The sequence below is a fragment of the Achromobacter sp. AONIH1 genome (assembly GCF_002902905.1).
Lineage (GTDB): Bacteria > Pseudomonadota > Gammaproteobacteria > Burkholderiales > Burkholderiaceae_B > Achromobacter.
Window position 1 is genome coordinate 6084260 of the sequence record NZ_CP026124.1, and the last position, 21850, is coordinate 6106109.

Here is a 21850-nt window from a genome sequence, read left to right on the forward strand (position 1 = left end):
GGTCGGAAAGTAGGGGGACCGGCGGGCGGCGGGCAGAAAAAAGGCGGCGCCCCGTCACCGGAAAGCACCGCCTTCATGCTACAGCAAAGCCGCCCGGAACCTGCCTGGACGGATGCCGTGCGCTGGCCGTCCTACAGGAAGATCCAGGCCAGGATGCCGCCCACCAGCAGCCACTTGGTCAGGTAGTACAGCGGCTGGCTGCGCTTCTTCAGGGCCTTGCCGACCCGGCGCACCGCATACACGGCGCCGAAGATGCGGTTGATGCCGCCGGTCTTGTCGCCTTCCTGGTTGGGCGCGGCCGCCGCGCGCAGCAGGAAGCCGCCCACCACGCGGTTGACGGCCTGGGCCCAGCGAAAGCGCATCGGACGCTCGACGTCGGCGAACAGGATGATCCGGTTCTGATCCGTCTTGTTCTCGGCGTAGTGGATGAAGGTCTCGTCAAAGACCACGGCCTCGCCGTCGCGCCAGTAGTAGGTCTCGCCGTCGACATTGATGTAGCAGTCGGGGCTGTTGGGCGTGATCAGGCCCATGTGAAAGCGCAGCGAACCGGCATAGGGATCGCGGTGGCGCGGCAGCCGGCTACCCGGGGGCAGCGAGGCGAACATGGCGGCCTTGATGTTCGGGATGCCCTTGAGCAGTTCCGTCGTGACCGGGCACAGCGCGCTGGCCGAGGGATGGTCGGCGTCATACCACTTCAGGTAGAAGCGCTTCCAGCCGCTCTTGAAGAACGAGTTGAAGCCGGCGTCGTTGTACTTGTCGGATGCCTTGATATGCCCGTCGCCGAACAGGCGCAAGGCCTCTTCGCGGATCTCGTCGCAACGGTCCAGCAGCACCTTCAGCTCGGGAAAGTCCTTCAGGTCCAGGTACGGCTGGTTCGGCACGCTGGAAAACGCGTACATGAAGCAGTTCAGCGGCGCGGTGAACGTGGAATGATCCAGCGCCTGCCGCGAGAACCTGTGCCTGACCCGGCCACGGAAATGCACGACCGTGGCGCAAACGATGAATAACGCAAGAATGAACCACTTCATCCCTACACCTCCAGAATGACTTCGGGCGTGCCACGCACGCCCGAGAGCCTTATTTGTCCGCCAGGGACGCGTGAAGTTCCTGCAACGGGTACACCTGCAGGCCCAGGCCTTGGCGCAGGTACTGCATGCCCTCAACGGCGGCGCGGGCGCCGGCGATGGTCGTGAAGAACGTCACGCGCGCGGCCAGCGACTGCGTGCGGATGGTGCGCGAGTCGGCGATGGCGTTGCGACGCTCTTCGACGGTGTTGATGACCAGCGAGATCTCGCCGTTCTTCACCATGTCGACGATGTGCGGACGACCTTCGGTGACCTTGTTCACCAGCTGCACCGGAATGCCGGCGGCCTCGATCTCGGCGGCCGTGCCGCGCGTGGCGACCAGTTTGAAGCCCAGGGCGTGCAGGCCGCGCGCCACTTCCACGGCGCGGGGCTTGTCCTGATTCTTCACGCTGATGAACGCCGTGCCGGATTCCGGCAGGCGCACGCCGGCGGCCAGCTGCGACTTGACGAAGGCTTCGCCGAAGCTGTTGCCCACGCCCATGACTTCGCCGGTCGACTTCATTTCCGGTCCCAGGATGGTGTCCACGCCCGGGAACTTGACGAACGGGAACACGGCTTCCTTGACCGAGAAGTAAGGCGGCACGACTTCCTTGGTGACACCCTGGTCGGCCAGCTTGCGGCCGGCCATGGCGCGCGCGGCGATCTTGGCCAGTTGCAGGCCGGTGGCCTTGGACACGTAGGGCACCGTGCGCGAGGCGCGCGGGTTCACTTCCAGCACGTAGACGTCGCCGCCCTGGATCGCGAACTGCACGTTCATCAGGCCGTTGACGTTCAGGGCCTTGGCCATCATCGCGGTCTGGCGCTTGATCTCGGCGATCACGTCGGCCGACAGCGAGTACGGCGGCAGGCTGCAGGCGGAGTCGCCCGAGTGCACGCCGGCCTGCTCGATGTGTTCCATGACGCCGCCGATGAAGACGGTTTCACCATCGGACAGGCAGTCCACGTCGACTTCGGTGGCGTTGTTCAGGAAGCGGTCCAGCAGCACCGGAGAATCGTTGCTGACCTTGACCGCTTCGCGCATGTAGCGCTCCAGGTCCTGCTGCTCGTGCACGATTTCCATCGCGCGGCCGCCCAGCACGTAGCTCGGGCGCACCACCAGCGGGTAGCCGATCTCGGCGGCGTGGGCCAGCGCTTCGTTCTCGGTGCGGGCCGTGCGGTTGGGCGGCTGGCGCAGACCGAGTTTGTGCAGCAGCTTCTGGAAGCGCTCGCGGTCCTCGGCCACGTCGATGGACTCGGGGCTGGTGCCGATGATGGGCACGCCATTGGCTTCCAGCGCGCGCGCCAGCTTCAGCGGGGTCTGGCCGCCGTACTGGACGATCATGCCGACCGGGTTTTCCTTGTGCACGATCTCCAGCACGTCTTCCAGCGTCAGCGGCTCGAAGTACAGGCGGTCGGAGGTGTCGTAGTCGGTGGACACGGTTTCCGGGTTGCAGTTGACCATGATGGTCTCGAACCCGTCGTTGCGCAGCGCCAGCGCGGCGTGCACGCAGCAGTAGTCGAACTCGATGCCCTGGCCGATGCGGTTCGGACCGCCGCCCAGCACCACGATCTTCTTGCGGTCGGTGGGCGCGGCTTCGCACTCTTCCTCGTAGGTCGAATACATGTAGGCCGTGCGGGTGGCGAACTCGGCGGCGCAGGTGTCCACGCGCTTGTACACGGGACGCACGTTGAGCTGGTGACGCAGCTTGCGCACCTCGGACTCGGACGAATCCAGCAGGAAGGCCAGGCGGCGGTCAGAGAAGCCGCGACGCTTCAGTTCCCACAGGGTGGCGTAATCCAGGTCGGACAGCGTCTTCTGCTCGAGCGCCAGTTCGATGTCGACGATTTCCTTGATCTGCGACAGGAACCACGGGTCGATGTGCGTGATGTTGTGCACTTCGTCCAGCGTGAAGCCCTGGGCGAAGGCGTCGCCCACGTACCAGATGCGCTCGGGGCCGGGCTCGCCCAGCTCGACCTGCAGCTTCTCGCGGTCGGTGGTCTTCTGGTTCAGGCCATCCACGCCGACTTCCAGCCCGCGCAGCGCCTTCTGGAACGATTCCTGGAAGGTACGGCCGATGGCCATGACTTCGCCGACCGACTTCATCTGGGTGGTCAGGCGCGCGTCGGCGGTGGGGAATTTCTCGAACGCGAAACGCGGCACCTTGGTGACCACGTAGTCGATCGAGGGCTCGAACGAGGCGGGCGTGGCGCCGCCGGTGATTTCGTTCTTCAGCTCATCGAGCGTGTAGCCGACGGCCAGGCGCGCGGCGACCTTGGCGATGGGGAAGCCGGTGGCCTTGGAGGCCAGCGCCGACGAACGCGACACGCGCGGGTTCATCTCGATGACGATCATGCGGCCGTTCTTCGGGTTGACCGCGAACTGCACGTTCGAGCCGCCCGTGTCCACGCCGATCTCGCGCAGCACGGCGATCGACGCGTTGCGCATGATCTGGTATTCCTTGTCCGTCAGCGTCTGCGCCGGCGCCACCGTGATGGAGTCGCCGGTGTGCACGCCCATCGGATCCAGGTTCTCGATGGAGCAGACGATGATGCAGTTGTCCGCCTTGTCGCGAACCACTTCCATCTCGAATTCCTTCCAGCCCAGCAGCGATTCCTCGATCAGCAGCTCGCTGGTGGGCGAGGCTTCCAGGCCGCGGCGGCAGATGGTTTCGAATTCCTCGGCGTTGTAGGCGATGCCGCCGCCCGAGCCGCCCATGGTGAAGCTGGGGCGGATCACGGCGGGGAAGCCCGAGGTGCCGACTTCCGCGGCGATGCGGCGCTGCACTTCCCAGGCCTCGTCCATGCTGTGGGCGACGCCCGACTTGGCCGATTCCAGGCCGATGTCGGTCATGGCCTGCTTGAACTTCTGGCGGTCCTCGGCCTTCTCGATGGCGTGCTCGTTGGCGCCGATCAGCTCGACGTTGTGCTTCTTCAGCACGCCGTGGTGAGCCAGGTCCAGCGCGCAGTTCAGCGCGGTCTGGCCGCCCATCGTGGGCAGCAGCGCATCGGGCTTCTCGCGCTCGATGATCTTCTCGACCGCCTGCCAGGTGATGGGCTCGATGTAGGTGACGTCGGCCGTTTCCGGGTCCGTCATGATGGTGGCCGGGTTGCTGTTCACCAGGATGGTGCGGTAGCCCTCGGCCTTGAGCGCCTTGCACGCCTGGGCGCCCGAATAGTCGAACTCGCAGGCCTGCCCGATGATGATGGGGCCGGCGCCGATGATGAGGATGCTTTTTAGGTCTGTACGCTTGGGCATGATGCGATCTTTACTTTTGGCCGGCCATCAGGCTGATGAACTTGTCGAACAGCACGACGATGTCGTGCGGGCCGGGGCTGGCCTCGGGGTGGCCCTGGAAGCAGAAGGCCGGACGGTCGGTGAGCTCGAAGCCCTGCAGCGTGCCGTCGAACAGCGAGACGTGCGTGGTGCGCGCGTTGGCGGGCAGGCTGGCCGCGTCCACCGCGAAACCGTGGTTCTGGCTGGTGATGAACACGCGCTTGGACGCCAGGTCCTGCACGGGGTGGTTGGCGCCGTGGTGGCCGGTCTTCATCTTGACGGTCTTGCCGCCCACCGCCAGGCCCATGATCTGGTGGCCCAGGCAGATGCCGAACACGGGCAGCTTCTGGTCCAGGAACTTGCGGGTGGCTTCGATGGCGTAGTCGCAGGGCTCGGGGTCGCCGGGGCCGTTGGACAGGAACACGCCGTCGGGATTGAGCTTGAGGACTTCGTCGGCCGTGGTCTGGGCCGGCACCAGCGTGATGCGGCAGCCGCGATCGGCCAGCAGGCGCAGGATGTTGCTCTTGACGCCGAAGTCGTAGGCCACGACGTGGAAACGGGACTGGTCGGGCGCGGTGTAGCCTTCGCCCAGCTCCCAGGTGCCCTGGGTCCAGTCGGCGCGGTCCTTGATGGACACGACGCGGGCCAGGTCCTGGCCGGCCATGCCGGGGAAGCCGCGCGCCAGCTCGACGGCGCGCTCGGCGTCGGCGCCGACGAAGATGCAGGCGCCCTGGGCGCCCTTCTCGCGCAGAATGCGCGTGAGCTTGCGGGTGTCGATGCCGGAAATGGCGACGATGCCCTGCTCGGCAAGGTACTCGGGCAGCGATTGCGTGGAACGGAAGTTCGACACGCGGGCCGGACAGTCGCGGACCACCAGGCCGGAGGCGTAGACGCGGTTCGCCTCGACGTCCTCGGCGTTAACGCCGGTGTTGCCGATGTGCGGATAGGTCAGCGTGACGATCTGGCCGCTATAGCTGGGATCGGTGAGAATTTCCTGGTACCCGGTCATGGCGGTGTTGAACACCACCTCGGCGACCGTATGGCCAGGCGCACCGATCGATACGCCTCGAAAAATGGTACCGTCCGCCAGAGCCAGAATTGCAGGAGGGAAGCGGTTGAGCCCCTCGGGAAAGAGTTGCGGCAGCACAGTAAACCCCGGTTTCAGAATCTATAATTAAACCTTCGGATTATACCTTGAGCGGCCCTAATTCCCGGGAAACCGCGCCAAATAAGGCCGAAACGGGTGATTTCATCCTGCCGGCCGCGCATCGTCGCCCGGCCGCGCGCCGGCCCGCGACATCGCGACGGTGATACGCTAGGGCCTGTTCCAGGTCGCCGCGCCCGGCAAGGGCTGCCGGCGGCCGCAATCCCCTAGCAGCGAGCCGCACCGCCCATGTCCAGCCAACTCGACGCATTGCGCCTTCACACCACCGTGGTCGCCGACACCGGGGACTTCGAAGCCATGAAGGCCTTGCGCCCCACCGACGCCACCACCAACCCGTCCCTGATACTAAAGGCCGTGCAGCAGGACGCCTACCGCCCCCTGCTGGAACGGACCGCGCGCGACCATCGCGGCGCTTCGACCGCCGAACTGATGGACCGCCTGCTGGTGGCCTTCGGCCAGGCCATCCTGAACATCGTGCCAGGCCGCGTGTCGACCGAGGTCGACGCGCGCCTGTCCTTCGACACCCGCGCCACCGTCGAGCGCGCGCGCAGCCTGATCGCGCTGTATGAAGCGGCCGGCATCGCGCGCGAGCGCGTGCTGATCAAGATCGCCTCCACCTGGGAAGGCATCCAGGCGGCCCGCGCGCTGCAGGCCGAAGGCATCCGCTGCAACCTGACGCTGCTGTTCTCGCTGCCGCAGGCGGTCGCCTGCGCCGACGCCGGCGTGCAGCTGATCTCGCCCTTCGTGGGCCGCATCTACGACTGGCACAAGAAGGCCGCCGGCGCCGGCTGGGACGAGGCCGCCAACGCCGGCCCGAACGATCCCGGCGTGCTGTCGGTGACCCGCATCTACCGCTACTACAAGCAGTTCGGCATCGCCACCGAGATCATGGGCGCCAGCTTCCGCAACGTGGGCCAGATCCTGGCGCTGTCGGGCTGCGACCTGCTCACCATCAGCCCCGAGCTGCTGAACAAGCTGGCGGCCACCGAAGGCGACGCGCCCGCGCAGCTGCGCGCCGGCGATGGCGCCGACGGCATCGCGCGCATCGCTTCGGACGAGATCAGCTTCCGCGGCCTGCTCAACGAGGACGCCATGGCCACGGAAAAACTGTCCGAAGGCATCCGGCTGTTCGTCGCGGACGCGGTCAAGCTGGACGCGCTGATCGAAGCGCAGCGCGGCTAGGCTCCACGGCGGGCAAACAAAGGCCGGGCGGCAAGCCCGGCCTTTTTCATCCTGTCTCGCGCCGCAGCCGCCTGCAGCCGAGCTCGCCATCAGCGGTGATCGTGCGTATGGACCTGCAAGGCTTCCAGGAAGCGCGACACCATGTTGTAGGCAGCCACCGTGGCCGTCAGCTCGACCAGCAGCTTGTCGCTGCCCATGGCCTGGCGCGCGGCCTGGAACACGGCGTCGGGCACCTGCACCTGACGCGTCATGGCGTCGGTATAGGCCAGCACGGCGCGCTCGCGCGCGTCGAACAGCGCCGAGTCCTGCCAGCCGTCCAGCGCATCCAGCTGCGCCTGCGTCACGCCTTCCTTCAACGCGATCGGCGCATGCTGGTCGGCCTCGTAGGGCGCGCCGTTCAGCACCGCCACCCGCATGATGACCAGCTCGCGCAGGTCGCCCGGCAAGGTGCTGAGCTGGCGGATCGAGGTCAGGTAGTTGAGCCAGCCGCCGGCCACCGCCGGGCTGTGCAGCAGCATCTGGTACAGATGCAGCACGCTGCCGCGCTCGGCGACGATGCGCTCGACCAGCGGCTGGGCCTCGGGATGGGACAGGTCTGCGTAGGGGATGCGCGCCATGGTCTGGCTCCGTTCAGATCTTTTCGGTTTCGCCCGACTTGGGCTGCCACTTCATCAGGCGCTTCTCGCTCAGGCCGACCATGTAGTCCAGCGCCAGCGCGAACGCCGTCAGCACCACGATGCCCGCGAACACGGTGTTCACATCGAAAGTGCCCTCGGCCTGCAGGATCAGGTAGCCCACGCCGCTGGCCGAACCCAGGTACTCGCCCACCACCGCGCCCACGAAGGCCAGGCCGACGGAGGTGTGCAGGCTGGAGAACACCCAGCTGGTGGCGGACGGCAGGTACACGTGGCGCAGCAGCTGGCGGCGGCGCGCGCCCAGCATGCGCGCGTTGTCCAGCAGCGTGGGGCTGACCTCGCGCACGCCCTGGTAGACGTTGAAGAACACGATGAAGAACACCAGCGTCACGGCCAGCGCCACCTTGGACCAGATGCCCAGGCCGAACCACATGCCGAAGATGGGCGCCAGGATCACTCGCGGCATCGAGTTGGCCGCCTTGATGTAGGGATCCAGGATCGCGCTGGCCAGCGGCGACAGCCCCAGCCACAGCCCCGCCCCCAGGCCCGCCGCCGTGCCGATGAAGAACGCCAGCACGGTCTCGGTCAGCGTCACCCACAGATGCGTGTAGATGTCGGCGTTGGTGACGAACCACGCCCAGATGCGGCCCCACACCTTCAGCGGCTCGCCGAAGAAGAACGCCACCTTGGGATCGCGCGAGGCCAGATGCCAGACGCCCAGGATCACGACCAGCAGCAGCAACTGCCAGAAGCGCAGGCTGGCCGAACCCGGTTTGATCAGAGACTTCGACATGTCAATCTTCCGTTCTGCAATTGCACCCCCCTTTTGCCACAGACACGCCTCACGACCAAAGTAACGGCCGCCATCAAAGCCAGACTGCCGTCAAAGCGGGGCCGCCGCGGAGCCGGCTTTGCCGGGCCGCCCGCGGCGCCCCCCTGGGGGGGAAGCGCCGCAGGCGCTTCGGGGGGGATCATTTCCTTTGTTGCGCATAGCCCTTGAGCACTTCCTCGCGCAGCACGCCCCAGATCGCGGCGTGCAGCTCGACGAAACGCGGATGAGTGCGCACCTCGGCCACGTCGCGCGGACGCGGCAGGTCGATGGCGAACTCGCCGATCGGATGCGTGCCGGGCCCGGCCGACAGCACCACCACGCGGTCGCTCATGGCGATGGCCTCGTCCAGGTCGTGAGTGATGAAGAGCACGGCCTTGCGCTTGGCCATCCACAGGTCCAGCACTTCGTTTTCCATCAGCTGGCGCGTCTGGATGTCCAGCGCCGAGAACGGCTCGTCCATCAGGATGATGTCGGGATCGCGGATCAGCGTCTGCGCCAGCATCACGCGCTTGCGCATGCCGCCGGACATCTGGTGCGGGTAGCGGTCCTCGAAACCGCCCAGGCCGACGCGGCGCATCCATTCGCGGCCCCGCGTCTCGCCTTCCTGGCGCGGCACGCCGGCGAAATCCAGGCCGGCCATCACGTTGTCCAGCGCGCTGCGCCACGGCAGCAGCGCCTCGCCCTGGAACATGTAGCCGGCGCGGGCATTGATGCCCGACAGCGGCTGGCCGAAGACCTTGACCTGCCCCGAAGACGGCGCCAGCAGGCCGGCGCCGACGTTCAGCAAGGTGGACTTGCCGCAGCCGGTGGGGCCGACCACGGACACGAACTCCCCCGGCGCGATGGCCAGGGAGGTGTCGCTGACCGCGGTGTAGCGTTGCGAGCGGTCGTCGCGGGAAACAAAGGTGCAGCTGATGTTTTCCAGCGCGAGCGCGGCTTCAGCCATTGGGGTACTTCTCGTTGGCGCGGCGCGCGAAATCGTTGGTCCAGACCTTCGAGGCGTCGATCTTGGCGGCGTCGAAATCGGCCTGGTAGGCAGCCAGCGCCTTGAGCGCGGTGGCCGCGCCGTCTTCCGGGATCAGCCCGTCGGGCGACAGGCCTTCCAGGCTCTTGGAGATGGCGGTCTTGTACACGGCCGGGTCGCCCAGCAGATAGCTTTCGGGCACGACCTTGGCGATTTCATCGGGGCCGGCCTTCTGGATCCACTTGTCGGCGCGCACCAGCGCGTTGGCCAATGCCTGGGTGGTGTTGGGATTGGCGTCGATGAAGGCCTGCGGCGCATACAGGCAGCCGGCCGGCATATTGCCGCCGAAGATCGCCTGCGTGTCCTTGAGCGTGCGCGTGTCGACGATGATCTGGATCTCGCCCGGCATCTCCAGCATGGACACCACCGGGTCGGTATTCGAGATGGCGTCGATCTGGCCGCTGCGCAGCGCGGTCACCGCGCCCGCGCCGGCGCCCACGCCGATGATGGACACGTCGGAGGCCTTCAGGCCGTGCCTGGCCAGGAAGAAGTTGACCACCATGTTGGTGGACGAGCCCGGCGCGGTCACGCCGATCTTCTTGCCCTTGAGGTCCGCCGGGCCCTTGTAGCCAGGCATGGCCTTCTTCGACACACCCACGCCGATCATGGGCGCGCAGCCTTGCAGAGCGAAGGCGCGGTAGAACTGACCCTTGGACTGCATGGCCAGCGTGTGCTCGAAGGCGCCCGACACCACGTCGGCGCTGCCTCCCACCACGGCCTGCAGGGCCTTGGAGCCGCCGGCGAAGTCGGCGATGCTCACGTCCAGCCCTTCGTCCTTGAAATAGCCCCGCGCTTCGGCGATGGATAGCGGCAGGTAGTAGATCAGCGGCTTGCCGCCGACGGCGATCTGAACCTTGGTCTTTTCCAGCTTCTGCGCGCGCACGATGGCGGGGGCCATGCCCATGACGCCGGCGGCGCCGGCCATCTTGAGCAGATCACGACGAGTGACTGTCATTGCTTGTCTCCTGGTTCTCGGGCCTACCGATGGCGCCGGTCTTCGCCAGCTCGTCGATAGCCGCTGAATCATACCCCAGCGATTTCAGGACTTCCTCGGTATGTTCCCCTAATTCCGGCCCGATCCAGCGCGTGCCGCCAGGCGTTTCGGACAGCTTCGGCACCACCGCCGGCAGCTTGACCGGTGAGCCGTCGGTGAAGCGATGCTGCTCGATCATGCCGCGCGCCAGGAACTGCGGATCGGCGAACATGTCGGCCACGCTGTAGATCTTGCCCACGGGCACATCGGCCCGTTTGAGCGTGCCCAGCGCCTCGTCGATGTCGCGTCCGCCGCACCATTGCTGGATGGCGCCGTCGATCTCCTCGACGCGGCGGGCGCGGCCGTCGTTGCGCGCCAGGTCGGGATCGGCGGCCAGGTCCTCGCGGCCGATGGCCTGCATCAGGCGGCGGAAGATGGCGTCGCCGTTGCCGGCGATGACCACGTTCTGGCCGTCGCGGGTGGTGTAGGTGTTGGATGGCACGATACCCGGCAGCGCGCCGCCGGTGCGCTCGCGCACCACGCCGGCCACGTCGTACTCGGGCACCAGGCTTTCCATCATGTTGAACACGGCCTCGTACAGCGCCACGTCCACCATCTGGCCCTGCCCCGCCCGGCAGGCCTCGCCAGCCTGGCCGTTCCAGCGGCCGCCTGTGGCGTCGCGATGGCGCAGCGCCATCATCGCGCCGATCACGCCATGCAGCGCGGCGATCGAATCGCCGATGGAGATGCCGACCCGCAGGGGCGGCCGGTCCGGATGGCCCGACACATAGCGCAGGCCGCCCATGGATTCGCCGATGGCGCCGAAACCCGGCTGGTCCTTCATCGGCCCGGTCTGCCCGTAACCGGACAGGCGCACCATGATGGTCGCGGGATTCAGCGCGCGCAGCTGCTCGTAGCCCAGGCCCCACTTCTCCAGCACGCCGGGACGGTAGTTCTCGACCACCACGTCGGCCTCCAGCGCCAGCTGACGCGCGATGTCGCGGGCGCGCGGATCCTTGAGGTTGAGCGCGATGGAGCGCTTGTTGCGCGCCTGCACCGACCACCACAGCGAGTTGCCCTGGTGCAAATGGCGCCAGCTGCGTATGGGGTCGCCGCCGCCCGAGCCGTCCGGGCCGTGCGGGGTTTCCACCTTGATGACGTCGGCGCCGAATTCGCCGAAGATGCGCGCCGCGAATGGGCCCGCGATGAGCGTGCCCAACTCCAGGACTTTCAGCCCTGTCAAAGCCGACATGGTTTGTCTTCCTCTGGTGGATGACGCCAGCCGCGATACATTGCCGCGGCCGTGCGCCGCGTCGCCTGGGCGACGCGATAGGTCTAGGTGCTCTTGCGCTCCATCAGTGCCCAGGCGATGGTGCCGGCGTCCACGTACTCAAGCTCGCTGCCCGCCGGCACGCCGCGCGCCAACCGCGTGACCTTCAGCCCGCGCTCGGACAGGGCCTCGCCCAGGAAGTGGGCGGTGGTCTCGCCCTCGGCGGTGAAGTTGGTGGCCAGGATGACTTCCTGCACCACGCCGTCGGTGGCGCGACGGATGACGCGGTCGAAATCCAGCTCGCGCGGGCCGATGCCCTCCAGCGGCGCGACCCGGCCCATCAGCACGTAGTACAGGCCACGGTAGCCGTGGCTGGACTCGATCATGTTCTGGTCCGCCGGCGTCTCGACGATGCACAGCAGCGAGGGATCGCGCTTGGGATTGGCGCAGGTGGAGCAGATCTCGTCTTCGGTGAAGCTGTTGCAGCGCGCGCAGTGGCGCAGGTTCTGCACCGCGCCTGCCAGCGCCCGGCCCAGCATGTCCGCACCCTGCAGATCGTGCTGCATCAGGTGGTAGGCCATGCGCCGGGCCGAACGCACGCCCACGCCGGGCAGGCGCCGCAGGGCCTCGATCAGCGAGACCAGTGGTTCGGGTTCAGGCAGTTGGGGATCCATGACGCGGCGGCCTCAACCAGGCTAGTCAGTTGTCCGTGGCGCGGGCGCGCGACATCAGAAGGGGAACTTCATGCCCGGGGGCATGGGCATGCCGGCGGTCACCGACGCCATCTTTTCCTGCGAGGTCGCCTCGGCCTTGCGCAGCGCGTCGTTGAACGCCGCGGCCACCAGGTCTTCCAGCATGTCCTTGTCGTCGCCCAGCAGCGACGGGTCGATGGCGACGCGCTTGACGTCGTGGCGGCAGGTCATGGTGACCTTGACCAGGCCGCCGCCCGAGGCGCCCTCGACCTGGATCTCGGCCAGCGCGTCCTGCGCCTTCTTCATGTTTTCCTGCATCTGCTGCGCCTGGCGCATCAGGCCGGCCAGTTGTCCTTTCATCATGGCGATGTTCCTTGAACTAAGGGGTGTGATCGGGAATGTGCCGCCGCGCTAGCGGGCGGCGGAGGCGTCCACGTGGCGGACCGAACCGGCCACCACCTGGCCGCCGAAATCGGATACCAGGGCCTGCACGAAGGGATCGACGGCGACCGCGTCCTCGGCGGCCTGCTGGCGCGCGGCACGCTCGGCCTGGGCCACGGCATGCGCAGTGGCATCGCCGACCGCGCCCACGTCCACGTCCAGGCGGATGCCCTGGCCGAAGTGTTCGCACAGCACGGTCTGCAGGCGCACGCGGCTTTCGCTTTCGGCCAGCGTCTTCACGGCCACGCGCAGCACGATGGCGTCGCCCTGCACGCCGACCCATTCGCTCTGGCGCGCCAGTTCGGCCGCCAGGCCGGTGACCGGCAGGCGCGCGGCCAGCTCGGGCCAGGAAGCCTGCGTCATGTCGGCGATGCGGGCGCGGGACTGGCGCTTGCGCGTGGGCGGCGCTTCTCGGCGGACCGGCGCGGCGGCGGCCGGCGCGGCCGATGACGGCGCGCTGGCCAGCGTTTCGAATTCGTCATCCGGATCGGACGTGAAGCCGCTGTCCGGCACGAAGCCGCCTTCGGCTTCGTAGGGAATTTCCTCATCGACCCAGGACGGCGGGCCATCGGGTTCATCCTGCGCCGGCGCGGGCGCCGTGACGGCGGAGGCCGCCGGCGTCACTGCCAGCGCGGCGGCGCCGGGCTTGGCTTGTACGGCGGCAGGCGCGGCATCGGGCAACTCTTCCCAAGGCGGCACGCCTTCCGGCGCGGACTCGGGCGCGGCGGAAGGCTCGGCCGGCCTTGCAGGCGCGGCCTGAACCACGGGGGCAACGCTTGCGGATTCCTCCGTGGCTGGCGCGGCAGGCATGCCGGATTGCGGGGCAACGGCCTGGGACGCGGCCGCTTGCGGCGCGACGGCCGGCGTCGGCTGCGCGGGCGCAGCAGATTCAGGCGCGACGACAGGCGCCGGGGCCGGTGCAACCGACGCTTCGACCTCTGCCGCTTGCGGATGCGGCGCAGCCACGGGCGCCGGGGTCGAGACAGGCGCGGCGGCGGCAACGGCGGGTTCGGCCGTCTGGCGCGCCGGCGCGGCCGGCGCTTCCAGCGCGGTCTGCGGGCCGGCCTCGCCGTTCAGCGCCAGCATGCGCAGGCAGGCCATGATGAAGCCGGCGTATTCGTCGGGCGCCAGCGTCAACTCGCCACGGCTGTGCACGGCGACGGAATAGAACAGCTGGACGGCGTCCGGATGCAGGGCCTGCGCCAGCCGCGAGATATCGGCGGCCAGCGGGTCTTCCGCCGGCGTCACGCCGGTCACGCGCTGCTCGATCGCCACGCGCGAGAGCAGCACCGCCAGGTCCGCCAGCGCGCCGGCATAGGACAGACCACGGATGGCCAGTTCGTCGGCCACGGCCAGCACGCCCTTGGCGTCGCCGGTGGCCAGTGCGTCCAGCAGCCGCACCAGATGACGCTGGTCGATCGTGCCCAACATGCCGCGCACGGCTTCTTCGGTCAGGTTGCCGGCGCTGTAGGCGATGGCCTGGTCGGTCAGCGACAGGGCGTCGCGCATGGAGCCGGCTGCCGCCTGGCCGATCAGGCGCAGCGCGGGAATCTCGAAGCCGACCTGCTCCTGGCCCAGCACGGCCTGCAGATGGCCGACAATGGAGTCGGCCGGCATCTGCTTCAGGTTGAACTGCAGGCAGCGCGACAGCACGGTCACCGGGATCTTCTGCGGATCGGTGGTCGCGAGGATGAATTTGACGTGCGGCGGCGGCTCTTCCAGCGTCTTGAGCATGGCGTTGAACGCATGCCCGGTCAGCATGTGGACTTCGTCGATCATGTAGACCTTGAAGCGGCCCGCGCCCGGCGCGTAGACGGCCTGCTCGAGCAGCTGGGTCATTTCCTCGACGCCACGGTTCGAGGCCGCGTCCAGTTCGAGGTAGTCGACGAAACGGCCGGAATCGATCTCGGTGCAGGCGCGACAGACGCCGCAGGGCTTGGAGGTGATGCCGGTTTCGCAGTTGAGCGACTTGGCCAGGATGCGCGACAGCGTGGTCTTGCCCACGCCTCGGGTGCCGGTGAACAGCCAGGCGTGGTGCAGTCGCTGGGTGTCCAGCGCGTGCGTGAGCGCGCGCACCACGTGATCCTGTCCCACGAGGGTATCGAACGATCGCGGCCGCCACTTGCGGGCCAGTACCAGATAAGTCATGGCTGGATTGTAGAGCCTTTGCAAGAGCCGTTGCCTACCCCCGCGAAATGCAAAAGGGACGGAATCATCTTCCGGGGAATCCCCCGTGGAAAATAACCCCGTCCCCTTTGCGAAAACCGGTTGGCGAGCCTGACTCCGGCACTGACCCTAAACGACTATGGCTGCTTCGTTCCCGACCTGACCAGGTTCACCGTCGAACCATGCGGAGGGGCCCGCCAGCACGAATTCTAGCAGAGCTGCGCTCTGCCTGCGAATTCGTGCTGGTGGGCCCCCGAGGGGGCCTGGATGTGCGCCCCCTCCCCGGCCCTCCCCCCGAGGGGGAGGGAGGGCGGGCTTTGCTTCGCTTGCCCGCTTTGGCTCGCTTCGCTTTGCCTGGGTGGCTTGCTTCGCTTTGCCTTGCTTGCTTTGCCCGATCTGCCCTGCTTGCCCTGCTTGCCCTGCTTGCCCTGCTTGCCCTGCTTGCCCTGCTTGCCCTGCTTGCCCTGCTTGCCCGGCATCGCCTTGCCGGCTCTGCCTTGCTCTCTTTGCCTTGGCTTGGATGGCTAGTTCAGGATGGTGATGCTGGGGGTGCGGACGGGGAGCACGGCGGTTTCGCAGGTGCCCAGGTCGTCGGAGGTCACGACCCAGGGATGCGAGACGTAGGTTTTCTGGATGTAGCTGTCGCCGGGTTGCAGGCGGGTGTAGTAGACGCGGCGACCTTCGTAGTTGAGCCAGTAGATCGTTTTGATTTCTTTGCCGTGGTTGATGAATTCGACCTGGGTCGGGCGGGCGGCGTCGCGCGAGCGCAGGGTCTTGCCTTCACCGGCGCAGGAGGTGCGCTCGGCGTGGGTGGCGGGCGACAGGGCGTGGCTGGCGGCGGGCAGCGCGACGATGGCGACGACCACGCACCGCGCGAGACAAAGGGCGACGAGCCGGGTCTGGCGCGGGACGGGACAGTGCATGCTCGGGGGCTCCTGGGTCAAAGGTCTATCCACGCGCGCGCCCGGGGGAAGTACAGCGCGGCACGGGTCGGGCGGCCGTCCAGGGCGGTGACCTGGGCACAGTAGCGGCGCAGCTGCTCGCCGTGGCGTTGGCGCATGCGCGCGGCAAAGGCCTCGGCGGATTCGCCGGGCTGGGAACGGCCGGTCTTGTAGTCGACGATGAGCCAGCCGTCCTCGGTGCTGAGCGCCAGGTCGATGACGGAGACCTTGCCGGCGGCGTCGATCAGCGGCCATTCTCGGCGCGCACCGGATTGGGACAGCAGCCATTGGCCGCGCGGGTCGGACAAGGTGGCCTGCAGCGTTTCCAGCACGGCTTCGGCGGCCGCGTCGGCCTGACTGGCGGGGATGCCGGCGCGGGTCAGCTGGCGCCGCATGGCGGACAGGCGGCTGGCCAGCGCCGTGGCCGGCCAGGCGGCGATGCCGTCGCGGCCGATGCGTTCGAGCCAGGCGTGCGCCAGCGTGCCGATGGCGGCGTCATAGCCGGCCTCCAGCTGCCAGGCGGGATGCTCGGCCGCGTCGCCCCAGCCGTCGCGCGCGCCGGCCGAGAAGCCCGGGCTGAAACTGGGCTCGGCGCGGCCGGCCAGCTGCGCCAGTCCGGCGGCGGAGATGCGACGCAGGGGATCGCCCTGCCATTCCGGGCCGTCGTCGGCTTGGCGCGCGGCCTCGCCCTCGCGCGCCGGCGGCTCGGGCGGCGTCAGCCAGGGCCACAGGCGGCCAAGCAGGCTGGCCGCTGGCGGGGCCTTGGCCTGTCCGGCGTCGTCCACCGACACATGGCCGACCAGATGCAGGCGCTTGCGCGCGCGCGTGGCGGCCACGTACAGCAGCCGGTCCACCTCATAGGACGCGCGGCGCGCCTCGCGCGCGCCCAGGTAGCGGGACACGGGATCGGCCTCGGTCTCGGCGCGCGGCTTGACCGGGCCGAACAGCACCCGGTCGGCGTTCTGCTCGAAGCGCACCAGCGGCGCCTGATCACCGCGCGGCGCGCGGTGCAGACCATAAAGGATGACCGTCTCGAATTGCAGGCCCTTGGACTTGTGCATGGTCATGATCTCGACCGCGCCGTCCTCGCCAGCCGCGTCAGGCGCGGCGAACAGCCGCGCGATGCCGGCTTCCAGCGCGGCCATGTCGATCGCGCCGTGCGGCGCCAGGCGCTCGACCAGCTGGAACAGGCTTTCCGCGTCATTGGCGACGGACAGCCCCGTGTACAGCGCCGGACCGCCGAGGCGTCGCCAACAGGCCTCGACCCAGGCCGCGAAGGGCATGGCGCCGGAATCGTTGCGCGCGTCCAGCAGGACGGCGGCGGCCTGGCGCAGGCGTTCGTACTCGTCCGCGCCCAGCACGTCGCGCGCGCGTGGTCCGGCCCGGCCCTCGTCCTCCCGCACAGCGGGCGGCGCGTCGAACAGCGAGCCCTGTACGGGCGTCTGCGAGGCGGCTGACTCCGGATCCGGTTCGCGCAGCGCGCGCTCCAGCAGCACGGGCACGGGCGTGACGTGATCCTCGCCGAACAGGCGTTGCAGCGAGGTCAGGGTCAGGCCGCAGAACGGCGCGCGCAACACCGACAGCCAGGCCAGCCGGTCGGCCGGATGCGACAGCGCCCGCAGCAGTTGCACCAGATCCGCCACCACCGGCCGCAGGGCCAGCGGCACCAGGTCCACCGCGCGGCAGCTGATGCCCTCCTGCGTCAACCGGCGCGTCAGGTTGCCCAGATGGCTGCGCGCGCGCACCAGCACCGCCACTGGATGCTTGCTGCCCTTGTGTTCCTTGAGCGCCTGCCGCACCAGCGTCACCGCGATGTCCTCGGCCTGCTGCTCGGCGGCCTCGGCGTCGCCCCGCGACCAGGCGGGATGGAACTCGACGGCCGTGCCGGGCAGCGCATCATGAAAGGCCGTCGACGCGCTGTAGGCGATGGCGCCCGCGATCGGATCGTTGCTGCGGGGCATCAGGCCGACGAAGGAACGATTCACCCAGTTCACCACGCCGGCCTGCGAACGGAAGTTGTCGGTGAGGTTCAGAAATTCCGGTTGCAGCAAGCCCACGCCCTCTTCCTTAACCTGCAGGAACAGGCGCACCTCGGCCTTACGGAAGCGGTAGATCGACTGCATCGGGTCGCCGACCAGGAACAGGCTGCGGCCGTCCCCTTCCTGCCAGCCCGAGGTCAGCGTGTTCAACAGGTCCAGCTGCGTCTGGCTGGTGTCCTGGAACTCGTCGATCAGCAGATGGCGGATCGAGGCATCCAGCTTCAGCAGCAGTTCGCCGGGATCGTCGGCATGGCCCAGCGCCGACGCCGCGCGCTGGGCGATCTCGATGAAGTCGATTTCGCCTGTGTCGGAGAAGCGCAGCCGCAGCTGCGCCACCGCCAGCTTCAAGGTCATGAGCTGCGCGCCCAGCACCCGCCACTGCGCGTCGGTGAAGGCGGGATCGGGAATGTCGCGCGCGGCATCCAGCCGGCGCACCCATGGCGCGTCGGCATCGGCGCCTTCGAGCCAGGCGACGAAGGGTTCCTTGTGCGCGCACTTGGCTGGAAAGCCCAGGTTCTTGTTGACCGTCTTGCGCAACGAGCCGGTGCCGGTCAGCAGCAGATGGGCCAGCGCGCGCCACGCGTCCAGCGCAAAGGCGTCGGGCGGCAGCTCGTCGGTCCAATCGAGCAGCGCCGCGAGCTTGTTGTCTTCCCCGCCCTCCTGCAGCTGCGTCGCGGCCAGCCGCGCCGGGCCGCTCAGCGCCTCGGCCCAGCCCAACGGCATGGCGTCGGACAGCGCCAGCAAGTCCTCGCCGATGGCATCGGCCAGCCATTCCTCCATGCTCTCGCGGTCCGAACCGTGGGCCAGCAGCGGCAGCCACTGGTCGCGCTGGCCGAGCATGTCGGCGATGGCGTCCTTGGCGGCCTGCACGTCCACATCCAGGTGTTCCAGCAGGATGCGGACTTCCTCGAAATCGTCGGCCAGATCCAGCGTGGCGCGGGCCGCGGCCTCGTAGTGCGCGCGCGCGTCGTCGGTGATCTCCGGCATGCCGCCCAGCTCGGACAGCCAGGGCATGCTGCGCACCAGGCCGGCGCAGAACGAGTCGATGGTGCGGATGGCCAGCCGCGCCGGGTGCTCCAGCAGATGCCAGCCCAGCTCGTCGTTGCGCGCCAGCGCGTCGCGCGCCAGTTCCCAGCTGCGGCGCTCGTGCATGGGCTCGGGCATGGGCTCCAGGCCGCGCCGCAGCTTGCTCAGCACGCGCGCGTGCATTTCCGAGGCGGCCTTGCGCGTGAAGGTAATGGCCACGATTTCCTCGGGCCGGTTCACCGTGGCCAGCAGCGCCAGGATGCGATCGGTCAACAGCTCGGTCTTGCCGGATCCCGCCGGCGCCTGCACCAGGAACGAGCGCAACGGGTCCAGCGCCTCGGCGCGCGCGGCGTGGTCGTGGGGCAGGCGTTCTTGTTCCGCCATCTAGGCGTCCTCGTCGTCCAGGTGCAGCCGCAGGAACGGCAAGGCGTCGCAGTATTTCAGGTCGTCGCGACGATAGGCCACGTTGGGGGCCACGCCCGCGGCGTATTCGTCGGCCAGCGCCTCGATCGCCTCGCGCCAGCGCTGGCGGATCTCGGGCCAGGACAGGCCGTCGAAATACTTGCTGTCCTCGGCCAGCGTGACGCCCGCCATGCCCAGGTCGACATCGGCCAGGCCCTGCGCCGCCACCTGCCGCGCATGGATCTGCGCCAGCACCAGCCCGGCCACCTCGGCGCCAGAGGCGTCAGCCAGCACGGAGGCATAGAACGGCAGTTGCACGTTCACGGGCCGGCGGCGCGACCAGTCGGGTTCGGGCTTGGCGGCGGACGCGCCGGTCTTGTAGTCGACGATGACCTTGCGGCCGTCGTCCAGCGCGTCGATGCGGTCCAGCCGCAGCTTGAGCATCAGCGCGCCGCGCTGCCATTGCTGGTCCTTCTCGACCTGCGCGACGGAGAACGGCAGGCGCCGCGCCTCCAGGTCCAGCCAGTTGGCGAGCACGCGCCGCGCGCGCTCGCATTCCAGCGTCTTGAGCGCGGGGGCGTAATTGGTCAGGGTCTCGTCGGCGGCCTGCGCCACGGCCTGCTCCAGCAGGGGCTCCACCCGCGCCTCGGCCATGGCCGCGTGCAGCGCGTCCTGGTCAGGCAGCATGCCCCAGGCCAGTTCCAGCGCGCGATGCAGGAACTGTCCGCGCACGCTGATGGCGGCCACGTCGGCATAGGCCGCCATCGCGCGGCCGCCGAGGCGGTGGCGCACGAAGGCCCACAGGGGGTTGCGCGCCTGCGTGTCGAGCACGTCCAGACCGCCGCCGCCACGGCCGCCCGGCGCCAGCGGCGGGCCTTGCCGGTCGTCCAGCGACTCCTGCGGCAGGGGCTCGGCCGCCGCCGGCCGGGCGGGCGTCCAGTCCAGCGGCGCGGCGCCCGCGATCAGCGGCGACGGGCGCAGTTCTCGCTCGCCGTCCATGTGCGCATGGCTGACAATGATCTCGGGCGCGCAGCGGCACAGCGCCGCATACATGCCTTCGGCCCATTCGCGTTCGCGTTCGGGCGTGGCGCGCGGCGCGCGCGCCTGGCGCAGCACCGCCAGCGGCAGCAGCGGATTGGGCTTGGGCGAGGCCGGCAGCACGTCGTCGGTCAGGCCCAGCACCCAGACCCCATCCCAATAACCGCCCTCGGCCTCCAACAGGCCCAGCACGTCCAACCGCGCCGACGGGTCGCGCTGCGGCTGGAAGGTGGCCGTCCTGGCCACGCTTTCCAACAGGCGCACGGCGGCCTGCCCGCCCAGCTTGCCGGCCGCCGGCGCCAGCGCCGAGAAACTGCCCAGCGCCTCGCCCAGCGCGCCCATCACCTGATAGGCCACGCTGTCCAGCGCGGCTTCGCCCGGAAAGCCCAGCGCCGTCAGGGCCGCCTTCATGCGCGGCATCCATACGTCGCAACTGGCCTTGCGGCCGCCTTGCGTCCAGATGTCCATGGCCTGGTTCCAGGCCTGCGCCAATACCGGCGTCATCGAGAGCTGCCTGCGCCATTCCTGCGCGCTGACGCGCTGGCGGGCATCGCGCCGCCAGCGCGCGTCGATGGCGGACAGGCGCGAGCGCTCGCGCACATCGCCGGCGCAATGGCCGGCCAGCAGCGCGGCGCCCAGCGTCTGCACGCCGCAGCCCTTGCCGTCCGCGCATTCGGCCAGCGCGCGCAGCCAGGCCAGCGCCGCGCGCGCCATCGGCCATTCATCCAGTGGCCGGCCCACGGCCACGTTGAACGCCAGCGCGGGCGCGCCGTCGCGGCCGGCCAGCGCCTGGCCCAGCACGCGCCGGGCGAACACGGATTCGGCTTCCAGTTGCGGCGAGACGATGGCGTAGCGACCTGTCGGATGGACCTGCAATTGCGTCGCGGCCCAACTCGCGGCGGCGCGCCACTCGCTGCCCTGATCCGGGGCCTCGAAGCGACGCGGTTGCGCGGGCGCGCGCTGCGCGTCGCGCCACTGGCCGATGTCCGAGCCCTGGGCCGCGAACGCGTCCAGCAGGCGCGCGAAGCGCGGCGAGACCTCGGTGAAGCCGGCCAGCACCAGCCGCTGCGGCGTTGCCAGCCGGCCCTGGCCCAGCGCGTCCAGCACGCGCGCATAACCCTGGTTCGCATCCTCGGCGTCCAGCTCGGCCAGGGCCTCGCGGTAGCGCAGGCGCCAGCGGGCAAAGCCCTTGTATTCATCGGTGTCCGCGCCCGATGGCACGCGCAGCTCCCACTCGTCCATGAGCAGGTCGGCGTCCATGGCCAGCCGCGCCGCCTGGCGCGCGTCCAGCAGCACGCGCTCGGCCTCCTCGGCGCGGATCGCCTCGGTCCACACCATCTGCGTGGCGAAGCTGTCCAGCCGATATGCGGGCATGTCGCCGCCGGCGTCGAACGCCAGCTCATTAGCCGACTCAGCCAGCCAGGCGGACAGGGGCACGATGCGCGGCAGCTCGCTGACCTGCCGCTCGGCGCGCAACAGGCCCGCCAGCTCCAGCGTCAGGCGGCGGGCGAGGCGGTTGTTCACGGTCAGCACCAACGTGCCGGCCGCTGGCAGGCCGCCGATATCCGGCAATGACAGTTCAGGATAGGAAAGCGGTGCGTCCTGCATGGGCACCCGCCGCGAGCATGGCGCGCGCGGCGGCGAAAGAAGGCCAGGCCGTAGGATACCGCGAGCGCCGCGGCCTGT

The 21850-nt window shown here is 68.9% G+C and carries 15 protein-coding genes and 1 other RNA gene; 1 reads left to right on the top strand and 15 read right to left on the bottom strand.

The annotated features are described in order from the left end of the window. Positions 1-131 precede the first annotated feature (131 nt). The 3 genes from lpxO to carA are packed head-to-tail and all read right to left on the bottom strand — an operon-like array spanning position 132 to position 5485. Positions 132-1028: a lipid A hydroxylase LpxO gene (lpxO, locus tag C2U31_RS27745; RefSeq protein ID WP_103275745.1), complete on the bottom strand. Its 897-nt coding sequence runs from the start codon at positions 1026-1028 to the stop codon at positions 132-134. A 49-nt stretch (positions 1029-1077) separates the two neighbouring features. Then, positions 1078-4320 carry a carbamoyl-phosphate synthase large subunit gene (carB, locus tag C2U31_RS27750; RefSeq protein ID WP_103275746.1) on the bottom strand — a complete coding sequence of 1081 codons (3243 nt, stop codon included), beginning with the start codon at positions 4318-4320 and terminating at the stop codon, positions 1078-1080. Positions 4321-4330: 10 nt separating this feature from the next. After that, positions 4331-5485 carry a glutamine-hydrolyzing carbamoyl-phosphate synthase small subunit gene (carA, locus tag C2U31_RS27755; RefSeq protein ID WP_199770908.1) on the bottom strand — a complete coding sequence of 385 codons (1155 nt, stop codon included), beginning with the start codon at positions 5483-5485 and terminating at the stop codon, positions 4331-4333. A 246-nt stretch (positions 5486-5731) separates the two neighbouring features. Here carA and tal point away from each other — a divergent pair, with 246 nt between their 5' ends. Next, positions 5732-6685, top strand: a complete 954-nt coding sequence (gene tal, locus C2U31_RS27760; RefSeq protein ID WP_103275747.1) for a transaldolase — start codon at positions 5732-5734, stop codon at positions 6683-6685. An 89-nt stretch (positions 6686-6774) separates the two neighbouring features. Here tal and C2U31_RS27765 read toward each other — a convergent pair whose 3' ends face one another. From C2U31_RS27765 to C2U31_RS27825, 12 genes are all read right to left on the bottom strand, one after another. Beyond that, positions 6775-7302 (bottom strand): carboxymuconolactone decarboxylase family protein, encoded by a 528-nt coding sequence (locus tag C2U31_RS27765; protein WP_103275748.1) that lies wholly within the window; start codon positions 7300-7302, stop codon positions 6775-6777. 13 nt (positions 7303-7315) lie between these two features. Next, positions 7316-8113, bottom strand: coding sequence for an ABC transporter permease (locus C2U31_RS27770; RefSeq protein ID WP_103275749.1), 798 nt, complete (start codon positions 8111-8113; stop codon positions 7316-7318). A gap of 178 nt (positions 8114-8291) precedes the next feature. Then, positions 8292-9098, bottom strand: coding sequence for an ABC transporter ATP-binding protein (locus C2U31_RS27775; RefSeq protein WP_103275750.1), 807 nt, complete (start codon positions 9096-9098; stop codon positions 8292-8294). Continuing rightward, complete coding sequence (locus C2U31_RS27780) at positions 9091-10131, bottom strand: ABC transporter substrate-binding protein (protein WP_103275751.1); 1041 nt, start codon at positions 10129-10131, stop codon at positions 9091-9093. The genes C2U31_RS27775 and C2U31_RS27780 overlap by 8 nt, the downstream gene beginning before the upstream one ends. Continuing rightward, the gene (locus C2U31_RS27785) at positions 10112-11401 is read right to left on the bottom strand and encodes a CaiB/BaiF CoA-transferase family protein (protein ID WP_103275752.1); all 1290 of its coding nucleotides are present in this window, start codon (positions 11399-11401) and stop codon (positions 10112-10114) included. Before C2U31_RS27785 ends, C2U31_RS27780 begins: the two co-directional genes overlap by 20 nt. Positions 11402-11484: 83 nt before the next feature. Next, entirely contained in the window at positions 11485-12093 is a 609-nt protein-coding gene (recR, locus tag C2U31_RS27790) for a recombination mediator RecR (protein ID WP_103275753.1), read from the bottom strand. 54 nt (positions 12094-12147) lie between these two features. Beyond that, positions 12148-12474, bottom strand: a complete 327-nt coding sequence (locus C2U31_RS27795; protein WP_103275754.1) for a YbaB/EbfC family nucleoid-associated protein — start codon at positions 12472-12474, stop codon at positions 12148-12150. Between the two features lie 48 nt (positions 12475-12522). Further along, positions 12523-14700 carry a DNA polymerase III subunit gamma/tau gene (locus C2U31_RS27800; protein WP_103275755.1) on the bottom strand — a complete coding sequence of 726 codons (2178 nt, stop codon included), beginning with the start codon at positions 14698-14700 and terminating at the stop codon, positions 12523-12525. 119 nt (positions 14701-14819) lie between these two features. Beyond that, positions 14820-14917: signal recognition particle sRNA small type (gene ffs, locus C2U31_RS27805), an RNA gene on the bottom strand. Between the two features lie 325 nt (positions 14918-15242). Further along, entirely contained in the window at positions 15243-15641 is a 399-nt protein-coding gene (locus tag C2U31_RS27815) for a hypothetical protein (RefSeq protein ID WP_103275757.1), read from the bottom strand. Positions 15642-15658: 17 nt separating this feature from the next. Then, positions 15659-19108 carry an exodeoxyribonuclease V subunit beta gene (locus C2U31_RS27820; RefSeq protein WP_103275758.1) on the bottom strand — a complete coding sequence of 1150 codons (3450 nt, stop codon included), beginning with the start codon at positions 19106-19108 and terminating at the stop codon, positions 15659-15661. Next, the gene (locus C2U31_RS27825; RefSeq protein ID WP_103275759.1) at positions 19109-21772 is read right to left on the bottom strand and encodes a PD-(D/E)XK nuclease family protein; all 2664 of its coding nucleotides are present in this window, start codon (positions 21770-21772) and stop codon (positions 19109-19111) included. It abuts the gene before it with no gap. Positions 21773-21850 lie beyond the last annotated feature (78 nt).